Genomic DNA, 21,530 nt, shown 5'->3' on the forward strand with positions numbered 1-21,530 from the left:
GGTGGTTCCTTATCCTAAAGCTTGATCGATTCGCCCGGCTTGATGAAGAACAGGCGAACGGCGATGAGCGCCATTTCTTCCGAGCTTTCCTGCATGCCCGTTTCGATCCAACGGACGATCACGGAAACGTAGGCGCCCGCGAAATAGGCGATGTAGTAATTGACGAACGGCGTGGGGTCTTCGCGGTACTGCTCGTGCAGAAGCGACATGATCAGCTTGCTGCACACCGCTTCGCGCAGGCGCGGGCCGAATCGCACGTCGCCTCCGGGGCCGAGCACCGCGTGGAAGAACTCGCCTTCCTTGCGCACGTAGTCGAACAGCTCCACCAACACCGGAAGCGGCTTTTTGAGCATGCGGTAATGCATGAGCTCCACGATCGAAATCTCGCTCATCTTGCGGCTGAAATCGTCGAGCTCGGCCAGAACCTCGTCCTCAAACGCCTGCAGAAGGGCGTCTTTGTCTTTGAAATGATTGTAGAACGTGCCGCGGTTGAGGCCCGCGCGCTGGCAGAGGTCGTTCACGGTGAAGCCGTCGAAGCCGCGCTCTTCCATGAGTTCTATCAAGGCTTCGCGCAACGCCGCCCTGGAACGCGCGATACGCGGGTCGCAGGGCGCGGGGCATTCCGTGCGAGTGCGGGAAGAAGGTTCGGGCGCGGAACATGCGCGCGATTCCTCGGCCACGGGCGCGTTCGAGCTTTTCCTTTTGGCGCTTTTAAGAGAAATTGCCGCCAAACCGATCGACTCACCTTTCATTTTGCTTATGCCATCAGGCATTTTGAACAAGTTGACCAGTAATGAACACTTTGTTCAATAGGGCGTATTGTATAACCGCGGCATACGGCGGGCAACACAGCGCCGGCAAAACGGCCGTATTTTTACATTCGAACCGGAGGTGCGTAAAATCGGCGCACGACACAGCACGTGAGCGCAAAAAAGCGCGCCTGGACGGCGCGCCTTGCGGGTCGGTTTTCTTTTCAGCGACGATCATTTGTCGCGATCATGGCTATTGTGGGCCACCATGACATAGCGCACGAAATACGCAAGCGTCAGCACCACCGCGCCGATGCCGATGCCCGTCAGCAGCAGGTCGATCGGCTCGGTACCGTGGATTAACAGGCCCAGGAAGTACACGCCCATTACCACCACGATCACGCCGACCAGCTTTTCCTTCAGGTCGTCCAGATTGCGGATCTGCAGCCAGGAGGGCATGTCGATGCCATCGTCGACGAACAGCGAATACAAGCCCACCGACATGATATAGAGCACCACGGCAAGCAGGAAGAAGTCGGCGAACTCGATGTAATCAACCAGCATGTCCTGCATTTCGAGCCTGCCGCACGCCGCCTCGAACGTCACCATGACGGTGGATATCAGCGTGGAAATGGTAAGCGCCATGGATGAGATGAACAATCCGACGCTAGGCACGATGGCCATGAAGCGCGAGTAGCCCACCAGCTTGCGCTCGCGGCGCCTTCCGCGGCTTTCCTCGGGAATCTGCGGCTCGTCGGCGTGCGACGAGGGGGCTTCGGATGCAGCGCCCTGAGGTGCTGTCGGCCTTTCCAGGGCGGTCTCCTGCGCTGCGGGGGCCGCGGCGCGATCGGCGTCGATACGGTTCGGGCGAATGTCGTCGGACATGGCGCCTCCTGTTCTTCGTGCGGAGAAAACGGGCGCATGCCCGCAATGGTCGTAACGCGGGGCGCCCGCAAAGCGAAGCCGCGAAACGCGGCCGAAAACGCCCTTTGCCGCATCATTGTATCCCCGACGCGGCGTTCAGGCCACAAAACGGCCGATTGTGGGCATGACGTTGCTTTCGAACGGCCGGCGAAACGCAGGAATGCGAACGACCGAAGCCGTCCGCATTCCTCGATGCGCCCGCATGCCAAGCGCCGCGCCTTAGCGCTTCTTGCTGCTCCTCAAGCGGATGATCGCGATGATCGCCAGCGCCGCAGCCACAATGCCCGCGATGGCGAACACGGCGGCCGTGACGGCCGATACGTCGTTGGTCTTGCTTAAAAGATCGCTCAACGTGGCCGAAACCGTGGTTCCGCCTGAACCGTCGGCGCCGCCCAAACCTGCGTCAGCGCCGCCGCCCGTGCCGTCAGGGCCTGCGGGGCTATCGGGCCCGCCAGGTTGGTCGGGATCGACGGGCTGGTCGGGGTCGACCGGTTTGTCAGGGTCCACCGGCTTGTCGGGATCGACCGGCTTATCCGGGTCGACGGGCCTGTCGGGATCCACCGGCTTGTCGGGGCCCGTCCCGCCGCCTTCTTCCTGGGCGATGAACACCCATTCAGGCGCATACGCCTGGTTCTGGTATTCGTTGCCGAAACTCGTCGGAACGCTCAGCTCGATACGCAGCGGCATGGAGCCGTCGCTCGGAAACGTCGCGATTTTCGCGGCGGGCTTGCCCTGATCGGCGATGTCTCCCAGAACGCCTTCGGCAAGCACGGTTTCCTGAGCATCCGCAGAAGCGGTTTCGACCACCTTGAACGGCACTGCGGCCAAACCATGAAGCGTCGCTTCATCGGCCTTAACGCGCAGATACACCGTCACCTCTCGACCCACGTGGCGCGCGTCGAGGGAAAACTCCTGCGTCAGCGAATCGCCCGGCATGGCCTCGGAGAAGTTCGCCAGAACGTCGACGGCCTGCAGGTTCTCGCCATGCCACTCCTTCGCCGCGCCGTCGTACACCACGGCAGGCCCGCCATCGGCCGGAGCGGCGAACGCAACGGCGGGCATCACGCAGGCAAGCGCACAGGCGCAAACGGCAAGAGCCCTTGCAAGAAGCTTCTTCATCATGTGCGCCCTCCTAGTTCGCCGGCGGCACGGGAGCGAGCGCGCCCGCTTCGACAAGCGTGCGGCCGTCCGCGTCGACCCTCAAGCCGCTCGATTTCGCCCACGCATCATCGAAAGCCTTCTGGTTCGCCTGCAACGCCTGCGTGGCAATATCCACCACCAGATGCTTGCCCTGAGGCTGCGTGAGCCTGGTGGCCACGTCGATCAAATTCTCCGTGGAGCCTTTCGCCCCCACGGGCTGCGACCAGTAGTAATAGCCGTCGGCGCCCGCGATCCAGCGCGGGTCGGCCTGGCCCGCAAGCGTATTGCCCCAATCCATCGTGTAGTCGGTGCCTTCAATAGGAGCCTCCCACAGCTGGTTGCCGGCGTCGTCTTCCCAATACACCGAAGCCGTCGCACGCACATAGGCGTCGGCCGTGCCTTCGTTGGTCACCTTCACGTCTTTTTTCTCAACGGCCGCAGCATCGAAGGTCTCCCCGATCACGGGGTCGACCTTGCCGTTCGTGAATACGTTCAGCACGCTGTCTTGACCCGAGAACCACGCGAAGGCGCCGCCCACGCCGCACAGCGCAAGAGCCAGGCAGCAAACCGCAGCGATGCGCTTCAGCGGAACATGCGCCGAAGCCGACGCGGCCTTGGCGCGCGCCGCCTTTTTATAGCGGCGCGCCTCGTCGGCCGAAAGATGCGGCGTCGGCGTGCGCGACGCCGATGCCGACGCTCGAGGCGCCGCGGCGCGGACCGCGCGAGGGTCGCGCCCGGCCGCCTGGCCGCGCGGCACGTTCATATCATGGCGTCCCATTACTGCACACCTCCGTTCTCGTTCGGCACCCTGCCCTTGCCGAAGACGTTCTTCGCACGGTCTTCGCCGTCAAGATGATCGCCGTTGGCCAACGCGTTGGTCACCTTGGCCGTGCCAAGGCTTCGCACCAACACCACGTTGGCGGGACGGTCGGCATGCACCATGCCGTTTTCCAGGAACTCGTACGTCGGGTTGTAGCGCCAACCCCAGCCGGTTTCCGCCACCTTGTAATAACCCCACGGCACGTTGAGCTTCGCCGTGGCGGTTGCGGCGTCTTTGCCCGCCTTCTGAGCCGTCACCGTAACCGTCGCGCTCTTCGCGTCGGGCAGAACCGTGCCATCGGCCTGACATTCCGTCACCGTGAAGGTGAATGTGGAACCGTCGGCCGAAGCAGGAGCCACCTTCTCGATCATCAGCTCGCCCGTGGTATCGAACTGGAACACGGCATTGCCCTCGCCCTGATTGCCAGCACCCGTCACCTTGTGGTCGAGCTGCTTGGCCTTCGTGAAGTCGAAGGTGTCGTACAAGCCCACAGGCGCATCGTTCACAGGACTGCTTACAGCGTTCGCGTAGTGCACCTCGTCCATATGGATGGTGAGCTTGTTGCCCAGATAAAGCGTGTTCGGACCGAACGCGATTTTCACCGCAGGCATGGTATCGGGGGCCGGGTCGGGCTTCGCCAACACAGCCGGGTCGATCTGCCACACCAGATTGGAAGCAGCATACGGCGCACCATTCTGGTCAAGCGCGTTCAGGCGATGCGTCACCGGGTACAGATGCATCTCGGTCACGTTCGCGCCCTTCATGCTCGCGACGATTCGATCCCTGCAGAACGCGTCCCAAGGCACGATCTCCGTGTCGGATTTCTTCCACTCCCACTCCTTGAAGAGCTCCTTCACATCGCCCTGAGCATCCTTTTTGGACAGGTAGCCCTCCATGGAAGCCGTCTGCTCGCCACCGACGACCGTCGCTTCGACGGTCGTCTCCTCCGTCTGGGGAGTGCCGTCGGGATTGAGCACGGGGTTGCCGTCTGGGCCGATCACGGGCTTTTGGGTCGTGACGTTCTTGACGAACACCGACTCGTCATTCTCATCGAACTCGAGCACGTCGCCTTCAGCCCTGTCGGGGAAGTGGTAGACCACCTTGTACACCTGCGTCTTCTGGTAGACCGCAGTGTAGAGGTCGCCGGCGAACATCTCGTCGCCCGTCACGCGGCCGCCGGGCACAAGCGCGCCCTCCACCGAAACCTTGCCAGTCGCAGGGTCGACCGTCATGCTCTTGTAATCCTTGTACCAGCCGATGAACCTGTAGCCGTCCACCGCATCGGCCTCAAGGGCCACGTAGGTCTGCTTTCCCTGCAATGTGTCAGCCATCTTCACCGTCGCGCGGCGATGGTCATCCGGATCGGGATGCTCGGCATCGATGTTCGAGTTCACGCGCACGTCGACGTTCGCATCGCCCTCGCCGCCCGTGGTGATCGGGCGATAGACCGCCCACAGCTCCATCGGACGCGCGACAATCGTGCCGCTGGTCACCATTTGGTTGGGGTCGGCGGCGTCGAGCATCAGATAGTCTCCCTGGGCGGGCTGTTGCTCGGTCCAGCCAAGGAACACGGCATCATGTACCTCAAAGCCGGCCTCCGGGCCAGCACCCAGCGTGGAGCCCGCTTTCTTGGGCACATCGACAGTCGTAGGGGCGCCGTCGCGCTGCACGTGATAGGTCACCGCGAGCTCGGCATCGCGGTTGGCCTCGTAGTTCGCCACGATCATGTACGGCTGGCCGGCCTTGATCGCATACTTGAGCGTCGCGTTGTCGTTGCCCACGGGGGTGCCGCCCGCCTGCACGGGCGCGCCCGTGGCATCCGTCGCGCGGATGGTCGCGACGGCAGTTCCCTCGGGGCTTTCGATAGTCCAGGAAACGAGCGAATACAGCTTCGCGGTTTCAGGGTCGACATCGGCCTTAACCGTGACGGTCTTGGTGCCGTCGGGGTTAATCGCAACGTCCGCCAGAGCGGGGTCGATCGCGGGCTTAGCCGGGTCGGTCAGCGCGGTGTCGCGCGTGATGTTGGTCGTGGTATCGCAGCTGTAATCGGCATACACCGGGTACAGCGTGGCAGGATACTCGCACAACTCGCGATTGGTCACCATATATGGCGTGATGGCATCGATGGACACCTTGGCCGTACGTGTAGCCTCGTCGTACACCGTTTCGTACTCGGCCTGCGTCATCAGACCCTCGGAAACCGCGGTCTTGTTAATCCATCCCACGAACACCGAACCGGGACGCTTCGCTTGCATCTCATCCTTGCTCGGATTGGCTTCGCTCAACGTGGCCAACTTGTCGGCCTTGGTGTTGCACTCCGTCGCGCTGATGGGAAGGCCCTTGCGCACCTGATAGCGATAGGTATACGCCTTGTCCTCGTTCATCAATAGCGGCTGATAACGGTTCTCATACGCAGCGGTATTAGGGTCGTAATTCTCGTATTTCTCATACGCGCGGGTCACGGTCTTGAGCGGTTGGTCGCCAGTGATGTCCATGAAATCGACCTCGGCAACCAGACGAGCCTCGATCCAATACTCGGTATTGGGGAACATCGCGCCAACCTGCCATTTGTACAGCTTCTGACTCGTATCGGTAATAACCGTATAATCCTGATCCCCGTCGCGTATCCACGTTCCACCCTGCATCCTGAATCCGTCTTTGGGCGTGGCATGCAGCGTAAAGAGGCCATTACTCGCAAGATGCCCCGTGTCCAACTCCGCCGAATTGGGGAAGTCCGTATAGATATCCATATTGTACGAGGCGCCGCCGGCATCCACATTGTGGCCATTCACCAGCGTATGAGAGACGATACCCGCGGCAAGCTGATTCGGCGCAAGATGCTTTTCGTCCTTGGTGCAATTTTTGTAGCCATACATTCTGTCCGTCGTCCAGTGGTGATGCTTCCAGTTGTAGAAATTGGGGCCGGGATGGTCTGCGAACGTGCCGAGATAGGGTTCCCAGGTCGTTGCGAACACATACGGAGTGTTATTGCCATCCTGCGTTGCATTCGGATTCAAGGCGTAGTAATCCACGCGGTATTCGAAACGCGCGATATACGCATGCTTCTGCGTAAGATCGACATCAGCGGGAATAACGTACGTCGGGTCGGAAGAAACCCTCAGGCCATGTTTGTACGTATTGGCCGACACGGTCTGCTTTCCCAAAACATTGTCCTTGGGACCTTGCGTCCAGTCGTTCCAATCCTGCAGCAGCACATTGTCCGTGGTCGAGGCAACCACAGGCTTGCCGTCCGCATCTAGCTCGACCTCGTACCAAGCAAGGAAACGGTAGCCGTCGGGCAGCTCGCCCTCGGGCATCTCGCTACCGTCGGAGTTGTAGCCCTGAATGGTCAGCTTGTATCGGCCGTTCTCGGACACGACCTTGCCAACCGCCACGTTCTCGCGGATGTTCGTATCTCCGCCGGCGATCAACTCGTGGCCTTCCACGATCACATTCACGTTCATGCCAAGCGAAGCGTACACGGGATACAGGTCCATGGGGCGCTCGATACTCTCGCCGCCCTCGAAAAACCGCCCGTTGGCCTTCATGTCGTTGAGCTCGGACGTGGTGACGTCCGGCCAGCCGCCCTGCGTAGTTCCGTTTTTCTGCGTGGTCCAACCCAGGAATTTCGCGCCGCCGTCCACGCCGTCGCGCACTGCGGGCTCGGGAACCACGGGCAGCAGGTCCTGGTGGTTGTACCAGTCATCCGACGTATCGGCGTTCGCAGCGCCCGTCAGATCGAGCACCTCGCCCTTCACGCCATGGAACAGAACCTGGGCCTGGTAGTAAGCCACAAACAAGTCGCTGTTAGAGAATTCCTCATTGCGCTGGTCGCCCGTGCCCGAGTTCACGGCCTTGTACGCCAGGTTCAGCTTGTCGGCATCGCTGTTGAACACCTGATCGCCGCTGGGCGCGGGCGGAACCATGGAATCGAAGAACGCATGGCTGCCCTGCTGGATATGGTTGGGCGTCACGCCCTTGTTGCGGAACCAGCCCTGGAAGCGGAAGCCCTCGTTGGCATCGGAAGACACCATGGCCAGCGCCGGGTTGGCGGCGCGATCGTTGTTCACCGCGGCCGTGAACGTGAGTTCCGTTTCATTGGCGCTCACCGGCTGGACGACGAAGTTATACGGGTCGGCAGTCTTCTGCTCCTTGCCCAACGTGGACTGCGAGACGGTCACATCGCCCGCGCCAGGGAAATCCAGCGTGGCGCGCACCGATTCGCCATGCACGGGAATGCCCAGGTAATCGTCCATGATCCATTTGTTGATATGCGGTTCGCCCTGATTGTCGATTAGCGAATAGCGCAGCTCGTCGCCCTCGAAGTCGTAGCCCTCGCCCTCCCAGAACAGGCGGTCGGCGTACTTCGCATCGTCGGCGATCGGGCCGTAGCCGAAGCCCTCGGCCGAGCTGCCGTCGCCGTGGTTCAGGCCCAGCCAATCGCCCAGCGAGCGCACATAGCCCTGCGGGTACGGCTTGATGGCCTCGTCTTTGCCCACGATGTCGTTACGTTTGAAATACGAATTGTACAGGCGCGTATCCTCGTTCCAGTCGCGCTCCACCAGACCGGCCAGGTACACGTTGCTCTGAATGATGGGGATCACGGCCACCGCGTTCCACTGGTAGCTTTCCATGTTGCCCGCATAGTGACTGCGAATGACCTGGCTCGTGGTGCCGTTATCGCCATCGCTCTTGGAATGCGCGATGATGCCGCCCACGTAGCCGATGTTGCCGGCGCCCACGCCGACGTAGTTGGCAACCCAGGCGTGCACCCATGCGGTGGAGAAGCAGTCCACCACGTCGACATCTTTGGCGTAGCCCACCACGCCGCCAGCGTATACGCCCTGGCCGGACACGGCGCCCACGGCAACCTCGTAGCGGTTGTAGACCTCGGTCTGGTACAGGTAGTGGCCGTCGGCGTCGCGCGCATAAACGTCTACGTCGGGATTCGTCTTGCGGTCCTCGTAATACTTAATGGAAGGCAGCACGCGGCAGTATTCGATTTCGGAATTCTCAGCCGAACCCACGAGCGCTCCCAGGTACAAGCCCTCGCCGCCCAGGCCGGAAACGCCCACCACCGAGTTGTTCACCGCGCGGCCGCCTTGCACGGTGCAGTTGTACATATGCGAGCCGCCGCGCAGCTCGCCCGCGACGATGCCGCCCATAATGCCTGCGTTCGTGACGAGTGACACCGCGTTGTTGGCCGGCGTGACCGAGATGGTGCAGTCTTCCATACGCACCGATTCGATGCGCGTGTTCCACGCCTGGCCCACCAGCACGCCGCCGCGGAAGTCGGCGCCGATATAGCAATCCTTAAAATGCACGTCATGCAGATAAGCGTCTTCGGTGAAGCTGAACAGGCCGGTGTTGGCCTTGGGCTTCCACAGGCTCCTCTTGTAATTGAGGTTCTTGATGTAATTGCCGCCGCCGTCGAATTCGCCCTTGAACGGATGGCCCTTGTCGCCGAAGGTAAGCGACCCCAGCTCGGTAATGATCTGGTCGATCTTGCCGTCGCCGTCCTGCATTACTTTGAAGTCGATATCGTTGTCGAGCACGATCTTCTGACCCTGGAAGCTCACATAGCTGCCATCCATGCCGCGAGACAAACGGATGAGCTGCATCATCTCGTCAACGGTTTTTACATGAATCTCCTTGGCAGCGGAATCGAGCGCCAACGCCTGCTGCGGGGCGACGAAGGAATACGCCGCGAACAAGGCCGCGACCGCCAGCATCAGAGCCGCTGCCGCAACGCCGAAACGCGCCAGCGCGCCGGCCGTGCCGCATGCGAAAACGCCCTCGCCCATGCGAGGGCTGTGCGCCGCCTCGCATGCCGCGGTTTCACGGGGCATGCACGTGTTCGTTCGGATATCCGCTCGCTTACGAGCGCTCAGGATCGTTTTCAGAAGGTCTTTCATTCTGCCCAGCCTTCCGCCTCGAGTACGTTTTCGCTCTTCTGGTTCTCGCTCTGCACGCCGTAGCCCTTCACCACAAGCCGGAACGTGCAATCGGCGCCGTATTCGGCGATCATGCCCGCCGTATCGACATCGATGCCGATATTCAGCGGGTCGGAAAGAGCCCCCTTATCATCAGGTGCGCCCTTGGGCGGAAGCACCTTGTTCAGATAGAAGAATCCGTCGGTATTGCCCTCGGCATCGGCGGGACGCTTGATCCATGCGGCATTCGTATCGGCCTCGTCCTTCCAGGTGAAGCCGACGTATTTGGCGTCGACGGGACTCCATTGATCCTTACCCTGCCCTTCGACGTTTTTCGCGTATTCGAAGCCGACCTTCAGGCGCACGAACACGGGATGATCGCCCGTATTCTCCACGCGCAGGATGCGGCTCACATGGGCGTCGTGCGCGCCGAGATTATCGCCATCGGCAGCTTCGACCTCGGCACCCTCGGCATTCTTCGTGAGAACGTGCGTCACGATTCCCACGTCGCCGAATTGGACCTTGGTCTGCAGCGGTATTTCACGCGTGATGAAAGAGAGGGTCTGGGCAACAATAAGAGCGCACGCGATCATGGCCACGACCAGCCATGGCATCATGCGCGATTTCGTCGAGTCGGCTTTGGCATGCTTTCCTTTAACAGGCATGCGGCAGACCCCCTTTCTGGCCATTGGGCCACTTTGTGCATCGTGGCCTTATCTTTTATGCAAATGCATATATGGGATATCGAGGAAAACCCACGTATCGCACATATGCACCTGCACGACGCATGACGCATAAACCGGTCAAGCTTGAACAAACGTCGGAAACGCCGCATCCGCGACGGGAAAATCCCGTCGCGGATTTTTTGACGACCTATGGAAATAATCGCATAGTGACGAATGGAATGTGACTAGGCCTTGACGTTTGCAGCCCAGGCTTTGACACTTGCAAGAATCTCCTTCTTGGATTCTTCCTTGAGCTGGTTCTTATTTTCGCCGGTGTACTCGCCATCACCAGAAGCGGCAGCAAAGTAAGCGCTCACCTTGATGGTGTTCTTGTCACCCGTGACCTGGCCCTTATCGAACGTAGAGCTGGTGTAGACCTTATCGAAGAGCTCGCCGGTGTAATTCGCCTTGTTGCCTGCGGGGTCGACCGTCGGAGCAAGCATCGCCCAATCGCTGGTCTCGCCCACGTACACGAACAGGCCGCTCTTGTAGAGCTTGGCATCGGGGTCAGTAATGCTGGGGTGTTTGTCAATGACAGTTTGGTCGGGCGCTACCGTGATCGTAGTCTTATATTCGGTAACGTAGCCCTCTACCGGCTTCCAGCCTTTGCCCAGCACGAAATATGCGTCGGCAGGCAAGGTATTCTCGACCATGGCGAAAACGTAGGCGGGCATGGAATCCCCACCGATACCCATATTGGGATTCTTCGGCGTAATGGAACCCGGAGCCAGCGGGGAGTTCTCGTTCCACTCGGTCTCGACGATCTTACCATCTGTATTGGGGTTATTATCGGGGTCGGGATGGGGGTCCGTGGGCCGATTGGGGTCGGGCTTCACGTCGGGGTCGGTGATGCCAGTGCCGCTCACAAACGTGTTCGTCTTAGTGTCCTGAGCGCTAAACCAGGCGAACACGCCTGCGCCCACGGCCAGCACCAGGCAGGCCACCAGGGCGACGATCAGCGTCGTCCTTTTCTTTCCCGTGTTTTGCGAGGTGTCCATGTCCTCTCCTTTCCTTGCTGCTTGTACAAGCATCCTTTTGTCAACATCGCATTCGATGGATGTCGCTTCGTGAGAAAGCCGCTTAGTCCTTGAAGGTTTATCGTCGTCGGCCTGATCGGCGCGCGTCGCTTTCGGGACGCGCATGCGCCGCATGCTTGCTGGCAACGGGAACGACGGGCGCATACGCGTCCGCGGATTGCTGGTCGAAGCGTCGGTCGTACGGGGAAGGCTGCGCAGCCATGCCGCGCCCGTCGTGGGAGCCGGCCTGCTGCACAGGGGGCGCCGCGACGCCAGGGGCTCCATAGGGGGCAGCGCCGGGCACGGCGCCGGGCGAGGAAACGCGGGCGGGGTCGCATGCGGTCGTAACGCCCGCAGGGCTCGCGACGCCGTAAGGCTGCGCGCCGTAAGCATTCTGGGAAGCGGCTCCGTACGGCACGCCCCGAGCACCGGGGTTCGGGGCGTAGTTCGGCACGGCATGCGCGGCATGCGGAGCGGCAGGGTTGCGGCCCTGCGCACAGCCTGCATACGCGCCCGAACGGCGCTGCATGTCCTGACGGTAGCGCTCAAGCTCTACGGCACGGCGCTTCTCGACGCTCATGCGATGCAGCTCCATGGCGATCGAAACGGCCATGATCACGGCCACCAGGGCGACCATGACATAGATGCCCGGCGCATGGGTGATCCAATCGTTCACATAGCCCAGATACGGAATGCACGCCACCGGCACGCCCACCAGCGCATCCCATGACGCGGGCGTGGCGTCATGCATGATTTCGCCCGAATCGTTCACGTTGGCGATGCCCTGCGTGTAGAACAGGCGCTGTTCGGAATCGATGTCATACACCTGATGCGTGACCAGGCGGTCGGCTCCATCTTCGAACGTGATGGCCTGCCCCACCTGAACGGTTGCGGGGTCGGCGTCTTTCACATAGATAAGAGAACCCACCGGATACTGCGGCTCCATAGAGCCCGACAGCACCGCGAAAGGGGTCAGGCCCACCAGACGCACGCCCGCGAAAGCGATCGCCAGCGCCGCGGCAACAATGAGCAGAAGCGTCAGAACGACATTCCAAATACGAGAAATCATGCATCAGCCCTCCGTGCCGAATCCATGAACGCACGACGAGCCGGCACGCCGACAAAGGCGCGCGCGAAAAATGCCGTCGAACGACGGCATGTGCTTGCTGAAGCCGATTGAATTGCTAAATGAGTCGCACCCCCCCCCCGAACGATTTTCGTCCAGGAGGCACGAAATGAGCGCACGGGCCCAGAAAGGAAGAATCGCCGAAGGCGCATCGCTCGCGAAAGCGGTGCGTTCATTGCAGCCGACCGGCAGCAGAGCCTTCATGCGGAATCGCCCCCTTCATTTTCCGCACAGTAGTTACCAGAGTGTAAAAAGACAGACCGTCGGTCGGGCAGTCTGTCGTACGTGATGCAAGTGATTATTCAGATAAAGTCACTCCACTATGATAAGACTGTGGAAAATTTGTTGCAATATGGTTTCGGCAATCCGATGTTTTTCACCTTTCAATATTTAAACGGTAGCAAATCCGTGGTGAGCGGTATAAAAAGCGAAGTTTTTAACATTTTTCAGGCCTCTGCAGAAAACAGGATGGCATTGCGCCGCTTTATCCAGCTTCTTCACGCGCGCGCATACGGCACGAATGGCGTTCAGTAAGCCGCCGAAACGAACAGCGCACCGGCCGCGTATCCGTAAAACCGCGAACGGCGCCTCGCACCGCTGCCGCGTGCAACGGCGAACGACGGCCGTCTTCCCGTCCATCGAATCAAGAATAATTCCGACCTTTAGCCGCCGCGCGAGTCGTGATGCCGTGCGCCGCCTTCCCTATCGCATCACGTCTTCCATGAGCGGCGTGGGCTCGCTCGACTTCTCATCGAGGTTCTTATCCCATACGTAATGGCGCGTTTCGCGGGCGATCACGCCGCTGAGCAGCAGCACCACGATGATATTGGGAAGCGCCATGAAGGCATTGGCGATGTCGGACACCGTCCACACCACGCCGCCCACGCCGATCGCGCCCAAAAACGCGGCCAGCACGTACAGCACCTGATACGGACGCAGCGCGCGGCGGCCGAACAGAAACGTTGCGCAGCGCGTGCCGTAATAGCTCCAGCCCAGCATGGTGGAATACGCGAACAAGATCATGCCGATCACCAGGATGGGCGTGCCCACGTACGGGATCGAGGCGAACGCGGCGCTCGTAAGCGCGGCGCCTTCGGAGAGATTGCCGGCCGTCACGATGCCGGGGTTGGCGAGCATGGTGGAAACCAGCACCACGCCCGTCAGCGCGCAGATGACCACGGTGTCCCAGAACGTGCCCGTCATGGAAACGAGCGCCTGACGCGCCGGATTGCGCGTAGCGGCGGCGGAGGCCACGATCGGAGCCGAGCCCAAGCCGCTCTCGTTAGAGAACAGGCCGCGCGCGCAGCCGAACTGCAAGGCAACCATGATGCCGCTGCCCACCGCGCCGCCGAACGCGGCCTTGGCGGTGAACGCGCATTCGAAGATCAGTTTGATGGCAGGCCAAACGTATTCCCAGTTCATGCCGATAATCACAATGCAACCCCATACGTAGGCGATAGCCATGAACGGCACCAGCTTCGAGCACACGCGCGAAATGACCTTCACGCCGCCGAAAATGACGATCGACACCATGATCGCGATCGCCAGGCCCAACGCCCACATAGGAATGCCCGGGAAGTTGGAGTCGATCACGCCCGCCATGGAGCTGGACTGCACGGCCGAGCCGATGCCCAGCGAAGCCACGCCCGCGAACAGCGCGAATGCCACCGAACCCAGCTTAGCCCACCAGGGAATGGAGCCGTCGGCGCGCTTGAAGGCACGACGCCAGGCGTACATGGCGCCGCCGTGCATTTCGCCGTCGGCGTCTTTCACGCGGTATTTCACCGCGGCATAGACCTCGGAATATTTCGTGGCCATGCCGAACACGCCCGTGAGCCACATCCACAGCACGGCGCCCGGGCCGCCTGCAATGATCGCGGTGGCCACGCCGATGATATTGCCCGTGCCGATCGTGGCCGAAAGCGCGGTGGTCAGCGCGCCGAACTGGCTGATGTCGCCTTCTGCATCAGGGTCTGCCGTCACCGACAGCTTGATGGCCTGAGGCAGCTTGCGTTGGATGAATCGCGTACGCACGGTCAGATAAACGTGCGATCCCAACAAGATCACGATCGTGAGCGGACCCCACACCCAGCTGTCAACCAGATCGATCACACCGACGATATCCATGGCGGCTCCTTCGTGATGGTGCGCCCGCAGGCGCGTCGTCGCGAGAAACGCCGGCGCAGCGCGGCGCCGGAAAGTTCGCACGATTATACGAATGCACCCGCCACCTGCAACGCTTTAGCGCGCAAAAGCGCTTATTCGACGGCGAAAGGGGCCCGCATGGACAACGAAACGCGCCTCACGCCGCCCGCCGACGGCGGGCGGCGCGCACAGAAGTCAGACGCGCTGAGGCGCAGCCTCGGAAAGGGCGGCCATGATCGCGGGCATGCCGGCCGCCGCATCCACAGACCCGTCGGCGGCCACGAACAAAAGCGTCGGCGCGGCCATGATGCCGAGCCGGTCAGCGACCGCCCGGGCGCGCGCGTCGTCATCGATGCGCAGCTCGCGATAGGCGATTCCCGCCGAAGAAAGCAGAGGCTTCACCCTGCGGCAATTCGGGCACGCGGCCGTGGTGACCAGGTACGAACCCGGTTTCAGACCGCATGCGTCCGCCGGAAGCGGACCGTTTTCGCTCGCTTTGCCGAACACGGGGGCCGTGCCCGCGAAGCCGCCCTGAACGCGCCCGTCGCGGGCGCCACAGGGCGCCGCGTCTTCCCCGGCGTCAATGCCGAAGGTCGCGTTGCGCATCGTGCTTTCGGGCGGCATGAACGGCGCTTCGCCCTTCGTCAAGCGCGACGCAGACGGCGCGTATTCCATGCGATCGACGTATTCCTGCGCCTTGCCTTCGTTCCAATTCTTCAGCGGACGGTAATAGCCCGTGATGCGGCTGTATACCTCGGTCTCGGCGCCGCACTGCGGGCAAACATGCTGCTCGCCCGCAAGGTAGCCGTGGGTGCGGCACACCGAATACGTGGGCGACAGCGTGTAATACGGCAAGCAGTAGTTCTCGGCGATCGCGCGCACCAGCTGCGCCGCGGCACGCCAATCGGGCAGCTTCTCGCCCAGGAAGGCATGAAACACCGTGCCCGAGGTGTAGCGCGTCTGCAAGTCGTCTTGCACGTCGAGCGCGCTGAACACGTCGTCGGTATAGCCCACGGGCAGATGCGAGCTGTTGGTGTAATACGGCGTGCCTTGCCCGCCCGCGCACACGATGTCGGGAAACTGCTCTTTGTCGTGTTTGGCCAAGCGGTACGACGTGCTTTCGGCGGGCGTGGCCTCCAGGTTGTACAGGTCGCCGTAGCGTTCCTGATACACCACCAGGCGCTCGCGCATGTGGTCGAGCACCTGCGCGGCGAATTCCTGCGCACGCGGGTCGGTCAGATCGCAGCGAAGCCAGCTCGCGTTGAGCGCGGCCTCGTTCATGCCCACCAGCCCGATCGTGGAGAAGTGGTTGCCGAAACCGCCCAGATAGCGCTTCGTGTAGGGATAGAGCCCCGCATCGAGCAGCTGCGAAACCACCGTGCGCTTCGTCTTGAGCGAACGCGCGGCGATATCCATCATATGGTCGAGGCGCGCGTAGAAATCGGCCTCGTCGGCGGCAAGGTAGGCGATGCGCGGCAGGTTCACCGTGACCACGCCGATGCTGCCCGTGCTCTCTCCGCTGCCGAAGTAACCGCCCGATTTCTTGCGCAGCTCGCGCAGGTCGAGGCGCAGGCGGCAGCACATGGAGCGCACATCGGAGGGCTCCATGTCGGAATTCACGTAGTTGCTGAAGTACGGCGTGCCGTATTTCGAGGTCATTTCGAACAGCAGGCGGTTGTTTTCGGTGTCGCTCCAGTCGAAATCGCGCGTGACCGAATACGTGGGAATGGGGTATTGAAAACCGCGGCCCTCGGCGTCACCTTCGATCATGACCTCGATGAACGCCTTGTTCACCATGTCCATCTCGCGCGCGCAGTCGCCGTAGGTGAAATCCTGCGGCTCGCCGCCCACGACGGCGGGCACGTCGCGCAGGTCGGGCGGGCACGTCCAATCGAGCGTGATGTTGGAAAACGGCGCCTGGGTTCCCCAGCGGCTCGGCGTGTTCACGCCGTAGACGAAGCTTTCGACGCAGTGCTTGGTTTCTTCGTAGCTCAGATCGTCCGCACGCACGAACGGGGCCAAATAGGTGTCGAAGCTCGAAAACGCCTGGGCGCCCGCCCATTCGTTCTGCATGATGCCCAAGAAGTTGACCATCTGGTTGCACAGGCTGGCCAGATGCTTGGCGGGCTTGGAAGAAATCTTGCCGGGCACGCCGCCCAGGCCCTCTTCGATCAGCTGACGCAGCGACCAGCCCGCGCAATAACCCGTGAGCATGGACAGGTCGTGCAGGTGGATGTCGGCATTGCGGTGCGCCTGGGCCGCTTCGGCATCGTAGACCTCGGACAGCCAGTAGTTCGCCGTGATCGCGCCCGAATTGGACAAGATCAAGCCGCCGACGGAATAGGTGACGGTGGCGTTTTCCTTCACGCGCCAGTCTTCGATCTTGAGGTAGCCGTCCACGAGCTTTTTGTAGTCGAGCAACGTGTCGCGCGTGTTGCGCACGTTCTCGCGCTGGCGGCGGTACAGGATGTAGGCCTTGGCCACGTCGGCATAGCCCGCTTCGGAGAGCACCTCTTCCACGCTGTCTTGAATCTGCTCGACGCCGATCAGGCCGTTTTCGATCTTACGCTCGAAATGCGCCGTCACGTTGAGCGCCAGCATATCGATGACCGTGGGATGGTGGTTCTTTTCGCACGCCCGGAAGGCTTTGGAGATAGCCGCCGATATCTTCGCGATGTCGAAGGCGACGACGGCGCCGTCGCGCTTGATGACCTGGTACATGATTCCCGCCTTTCGCTCGTGATGTCCACGATGATAACGACAGGAAAATTCAATTCAATATCTTGCAATGCCAAATGGTCAGAAGCACAACATATGGTGGTAGCAAGGCGTATTCAAGCGCACCTGGGCAAATGCCGCCCGCCGAAAAAGCATCACGCCGTCCGCCGTCGACGAACGGCGAGGGGAAACGTGCCGAAACCGCGGGCAGACGGCGAACAGACGCCTGCGGCGCGGGCGGGACGCGGCGACCGAGCGGCGGGCGGGCAAACGCGGCACGGACAGCGGGCTGCGGATTCGATGGCCGCATCGCCCGCGAACAGCAGCAGACGGATGCGCGAGCCAACGAGGACGCAGGCCGCGATCGGACTTGCCGCGCGGCGCAACGGGCGAACGGCGAGAGACGTTCGCGAGACACTCGATTCGCGGCAGACGGGCAGCCTACACCCCGCGCAGGCGGACGAACGGGGCGCGCTCGGCGAGCCGTTCGGCTATGCGGGCCATCTCGGCCTCATCGTAGGCGCTCAGCCTTCCCTGCCCCGCAAGCACGTTGGGCGAGTCGACATAACGCTGCAGATACCACGCCCGCGCGCCACACAACGCGTCGGCCATGGCTTCGAGGCATTCCGCATCGTGCAGCTCGCGCACCACGGTGGTGCGGAATTCGTAGGGCACGGACCCTTCCATCAACATGCGGGCGCTTTCCCGCACGGCGCGCACCGCGGCGGGCGCCGCATCGGCGCGAAGGCCGGCCGCTTCGGCATAACGCCGCCAGCTCGACTTCACGTCCATGGCCGCATAGTCGATCAAACCCGCATCGAGCAGCGCCGCCAAGTGCTGCGGATGGACGCCGTTGGTATCGAGCTTCACCCGATACCCCATGCCTTTGATACGCGCGCAGAAATCAGGCAGGTCGCTTCTGAGCAGCGGCTCTCCCCCTGTGATGCAAACACCCTGCAGCACGCCGCGGCGCTTGTCCAGAAAGGCCCAGAAGGCGTCTTCGCCAACCGAGGGAAAACCCGCGTCTGCGCCGGACATGCCGCCGTCCGCCGCGCAGGAAGGCCGCGGGTTCGCCACACAAGGCGCGCCGTGCGCGCTGCTCGTGCCGCTCGCACCGCCGGCCGCACCGCCGGCCGCAGCGCCCGCCGCGGCCGCGCGCCCGATCACGAGCGAGCCGTTATGGCAGAACGGGCAGCGGAAGTCGCAGCCCGGCACGAATACCGTGGCCGCCAAGACGCCCGGATAATCCACCAGCGAAAGCTTCTGCAATCCCGCTATATGCATGAGCTCCCCTTTCCGCACGGCCCTTTCTTCTCCTATACCCCTGCCGAATGCGGCGCGCCCTGCGCGCTCGGTACGCGGGCGCCCTTCTTCCGCGCTCGGGCGATCCGCGCCGCAACGCAAAAACCTCCCGCCTCCGAGCCGCCATGCGGCCCGAAAGACGGGAGGTTAATTCGTTCGTTAACGGCAAAGACAAACCGATCGAAGACGCGCTATTTGGCCTCGATGACGGGAATCTCTTCCTCATAGGCCTCGTCCAGATGGCCTTCGTAAACGTAGTGCTTGGTCTCGCGCGCGATCATGCCCGAAAGCAGCAGCACCATGATGATGTTAGGCACCGCCATGAGCGCGTTGCCGATGTCGGAGACGACCCACACCATATCGCCCACGCCGACCGCACCCAAGAAGCCCACGATGACGTAGAGGATCTGGTAGGGGCGTACGGCCTTGCGGCCGAACAGGTAAGTGGCGCAGCGGTTGCCGTAGTAGCTCCAACCCAGAATGGTGGAGTATGCGAAGCTGATCATGCCGATCACCAGGATAGGCGTGCCCACATACGGAATCGTGGCGAAGGCCGCGCTGGCGAGCGCCGCGCCTTCCTTGATGCCGCCGCCTTCGATGAGGCCGGGGTTGGCAAGCATAGTGGAAATGAGCACGATGCCGGTGATGGCGCAGATCACAACGGTGGACCAGAAGGTGCCGGTCATGGCCACGAGCGCCTGGCGGGCGGGGTTCTTCGTCGCGGCGGCCGCGGCCACGATCGGGGCCGAGCCCAGGCCGCTCTCGTTGGAGAACAGGCCGCGCGCACAGCCGAACTGCAAGGCAACCATGATGCCGCTGCCCACCGCGCCGCCGAACGCGGCCTTGGCGGTGAACGCGCATTCGAAGATCAAGCCGAACGCGGGAACGATGTATTCCCAGTTGTAGGCCATGATCACGAAGCAGCCCACGGTGTAGGCGATGGCCATGAAGGGAACGAGCTTCTCGCACACGGTGGAAACCGTCTTCACGCCGCCGAAGATGACGAGCGAGACCAATACGGCGATAGCCAGCGCGATCGCCCACTCGGGGATGCCCGGAAAATTGGCCTCGATGATGCCGGTCATGGCCGCGGATTGCACGGCGGAACCGGTGCCGATGGTGGCCACGATGGCGAACAGCGCGAACGACACGGCGCCCAGCTTGGCCCACCACGGAATGGAGCCGTCCTTGCGTTTGAAGGCGCGCTCCCACGCATACATGGCGCCGCCGAGCATTTCGCCCTTATGGTCTTTGACGCGATACTTCACCGCGGCGTAGACCTCGGAATACTTGGTGGCGATGCCGAACACGCCCGTGAGCCACATCCAGAACACGGCGCCCGGGCCGCCCGCGATGATCGCGGTGGCCACGCCTACGATCGAGCCGGTGCCGATGGTGCCCGCCAGGGCGGTGACCAGGGCGCCGAACTGGCTCACGTCGCCTTCGCTGCCCTCGTCTTTGACGACGGACATCTTGATGGCCTGCGGCAGCTTGCGCTGAATGAAACCCGTACGAATAGTCAGAAAGATGTGGGAGCCCAGCAGCAATGCGATCATGAGCGGACCCCAAACGACGGCATCGATCTGGTTGAGTATGCCGACAATGTCCATATAACAGCCTTCCCCCGGTTGCACTGTAGCGATGCATTGTACGCCTGGCCGCTCGCGGCCCTGCATGAGAAGTGAATCAAAACGGAACTCGGCGCATAAAAACAGAAGTCAGGCAGGAAAAAGGCGTTTTGCCGTGCATATAAAACCGTTCGCCGATTCATGTGAAGCGTTCTCTTGTGAACATGGTGCCGCCCTTCTACCGGCGTCGCGCGCCTGCACGCATGCGATCCGGGATTTTCGCACAAGAAAACGGCGGGCGGCGCATAAGGGGTTTCGAACGCGGCGGGCGGTGCTACAATAACCGGCATGAATTCTGTTTCAGGGCGGGGCGAAATTCCCCACTGGCGGTAACCGGCACGGCGCGCAGCGCCCCCGGAAGTCCGCGACCCCGATGCGGCCCTCGGGCCGGGTCGGGCTGATTCGGTGAGAATCCGATACCAACGGTCACAGTCCGGATGGAAGAGGCAGAGTTCGCACGACATCGCGTTCCGGCACGACCGGACCGTTTTCATGCGAATGACAAGCCCGTATTGGAATTCATACGGGCTTGTTTCTTTTTCCGCGAGACAAGAAGCAATTCCGACAGGCACCCGTCTCGCAGAAAAGAGGCCGTCATGGCAGCACCGAAGAAACCCGTGAAAAACACCAACCGCTGGAGCACGCGCCAGCTCGTCACCATGGCGCTCATGTGCGCCGTCTCCGCGCTGTTCTCGTTCGTGCAGATTCCCTTGATCCCGGGCCTGCCCTTCCTGACCTACGACCCCTCGCTCATGCCCGCCATGGTGTGCGGCTTCGCGTTCGGCCCGGGCGCGGGCTTCGCCGTGGGCGCCATGGCCGCCGTGATCCACGGCCTGGTGCTCGGCGAATGGGTGGGAACCCTCATGAACATCATCGCCACGCTGTGCTTCGTGGTGCCCGCTGCGCTGATCTATCGCCGCTTCCACACGTTCAAGGGCGCCGTTTCCGGCCTAGCCCTTGGCAGCCTGCTGGCGATCGCGGGCTCGATCGCGGCCAACCTGACCATCGGCGTGGCGTTCTGGTACGGCAGCCTGGATGCCATCCTTCCCATGGTCGTTCCCGCCCTGCTGCCCTTCAACCTGGTGAAAACCATTTTGAACTCCGTGCTGACCATGGTGGTGTACAAGGCCGTCTCCAACCTGATCACGCCGAAGAAAAACCAAGTCAAGGGACGTCCCTCGCCCAAGCAGGCCTAACGCGGAACGCCCACGCCCCGGCACGCGCCGCGCGCATCGCCCGCACGACGCCCCTGCGCCGGCCCCTTCCCCATCCTGCGTCCGACGCTGCGCGCGGACGCGCCTTCG

Annotated in this window: 16 protein-coding genes and 1 riboswitch; of the genes, 3 read left to right on the forward strand and 13 right to left on the reverse strand. The window is 62.0% G+C overall.

The window, feature by feature from the left end; translation table 11 throughout:
* Positions 1-14: 14 nt before the first annotated feature.
* Positions 15-551 carry a TetR/AcrR family transcriptional regulator gene (locus tag DMP07_RS05220; RefSeq protein ID WP_244594895.1) on the reverse strand — a complete coding sequence of 179 codons (537 nt, stop codon included), beginning with the start codon at positions 549-551 and terminating at the stop codon, positions 15-17.
* On the opposite strand from DMP07_RS05220, the gene DMP07_RS08980 reads away from it, so the two are divergent.
* On the forward strand, positions 550-813 hold the full coding sequence (locus tag DMP07_RS08980) for a hypothetical protein (protein WP_244594876.1): 264 nt from the start codon (positions 550-552) through the stop codon (positions 811-813). The genes DMP07_RS05220 and DMP07_RS08980 overlap by 2 nt on opposite strands.
* Before the next feature lie 170 nt (positions 814-983).
* Here DMP07_RS08980 and DMP07_RS05225 read toward each other — a convergent pair whose 3' ends face one another.
* The 8 genes from DMP07_RS05225 to DMP07_RS05260 form a co-directional block, all read right to left on the reverse strand.
* Complete coding sequence (locus tag DMP07_RS05225; protein ID WP_211324517.1) at positions 984-1,634, reverse strand: YqhA family protein; 651 nt, start codon at positions 1,632-1,634, stop codon at positions 984-986.
* Between the two features lie 258 nt (positions 1,635-1,892).
* A complete protein-coding gene (locus DMP07_RS08985; RefSeq protein ID WP_244594877.1) occupies positions 1,893-2,795 on the reverse strand; it encodes a hypothetical protein in 903 nt (300 codons plus the stop codon).
* A gap of 10 nt (positions 2,796-2,805) precedes the next feature.
* On the reverse strand, positions 2,806-3,591 hold the full coding sequence (locus DMP07_RS05235) for a hypothetical protein (protein WP_123198102.1): 786 nt from the start codon (positions 3,589-3,591) through the stop codon (positions 2,806-2,808).
* Positions 3,591-9,482 (reverse strand): hypothetical protein, encoded by a 5,892-nt coding sequence (locus DMP07_RS05240; RefSeq protein ID WP_148039645.1) that lies wholly within the window; start codon positions 9,480-9,482, stop codon positions 3,591-3,593. Before DMP07_RS05240 ends, DMP07_RS05235 begins: the two co-directional genes overlap by 1 nt.
* A 62-nt stretch (positions 9,483-9,544) precedes the next feature.
* Positions 9,545-10,231 carry a hypothetical protein gene (locus DMP07_RS05245; protein ID WP_123198104.1) on the reverse strand — a complete coding sequence of 229 codons (687 nt, stop codon included), beginning with the start codon at positions 10,229-10,231 and terminating at the stop codon, positions 9,545-9,547.
* Between the two features lie 245 nt (positions 10,232-10,476).
* Complete coding sequence (locus DMP07_RS05250) at positions 10,477-11,289, reverse strand: SipW-dependent-type signal peptide-containing protein (protein WP_161957035.1); 813 nt, start codon at positions 11,287-11,289, stop codon at positions 10,477-10,479.
* 97 nt (positions 11,290-11,386) lie between these two features.
* The gene (locus DMP07_RS08930; protein ID WP_211324518.1) at positions 11,387-12,376 is read right to left on the reverse strand and encodes a signal peptidase I; all 990 of its coding nucleotides are present in this window, start codon (positions 12,374-12,376) and stop codon (positions 11,387-11,389) included.
* 3 nt (positions 12,377-12,379) lie between these two features.
* Positions 12,380-12,637 carry a hypothetical protein gene (locus tag DMP07_RS05260; protein ID WP_123198106.1) on the reverse strand — a complete coding sequence of 86 codons (258 nt, stop codon included), beginning with the start codon at positions 12,635-12,637 and terminating at the stop codon, positions 12,380-12,382.
* Between the two features lie 129 nt (positions 12,638-12,766).
* On the opposite strand from DMP07_RS05260, the gene DMP07_RS05265 reads away from it, so the two are divergent.
* On the forward strand, positions 12,767-12,967 hold the full coding sequence (locus DMP07_RS05265; protein WP_148039646.1) for a hypothetical protein: 201 nt from the start codon (positions 12,767-12,769) through the stop codon (positions 12,965-12,967).
* A gap of 168 nt (positions 12,968-13,135) precedes the next feature.
* Here DMP07_RS05265 and DMP07_RS05270 read toward each other — a convergent pair whose 3' ends face one another.
* From DMP07_RS05270 to DMP07_RS05285, 4 genes are all read right to left on the reverse strand, one after another.
* Positions 13,136-14,560: an alanine/glycine:cation symporter family protein gene (locus DMP07_RS05270; RefSeq protein WP_123198108.1), complete on the reverse strand. Its 1,425-nt coding sequence runs from the start codon at positions 14,558-14,560 to the stop codon at positions 13,136-13,138.
* 213 nt (positions 14,561-14,773) lie between these two features.
* On the reverse strand, positions 14,774-17,299 hold the full coding sequence (locus DMP07_RS05275; RefSeq protein WP_123198109.1) for a ribonucleoside triphosphate reductase: 2,526 nt from the start codon (positions 17,297-17,299) through the stop codon (positions 14,774-14,776).
* Positions 17,300-17,737: 438 nt separating this feature from the next.
* Entirely contained in the window at positions 17,738-18,580 is an 843-nt protein-coding gene (locus tag DMP07_RS05280; protein ID WP_123198110.1) for a radical SAM protein, read from the reverse strand.
* A gap of 209 nt (positions 18,581-18,789) precedes the next feature.
* On the reverse strand, positions 18,790-20,208 hold the full coding sequence (locus tag DMP07_RS05285; protein WP_123198111.1) for an alanine/glycine:cation symporter family protein: 1,419 nt from the start codon (positions 20,206-20,208) through the stop codon (positions 18,790-18,792).
* A gap of 310 nt (positions 20,209-20,518) precedes the next feature.
* Positions 20,519-20,679, forward strand: a riboswitch (FMN riboswitch).
* A 143-nt stretch (positions 20,680-20,822) separates the two neighbouring features.
* Here DMP07_RS05285 and DMP07_RS05290 point away from each other — a divergent pair.
* Positions 20,823-21,422, forward strand: coding sequence for an ECF transporter S component (locus tag DMP07_RS05290; protein WP_123198112.1), 600 nt, complete (start codon positions 20,823-20,825; stop codon positions 21,420-21,422).
* Positions 21,423-21,530: the final 108 nt, after the last annotated feature.

The sequence above is a fragment of the Slackia faecicanis genome, assembly GCF_003725295.1.
GTDB classification, from domain to species: domain Bacteria; phylum Actinomycetota; class Coriobacteriia; order Coriobacteriales; family Eggerthellaceae; genus Slackia; species Slackia faecicanis.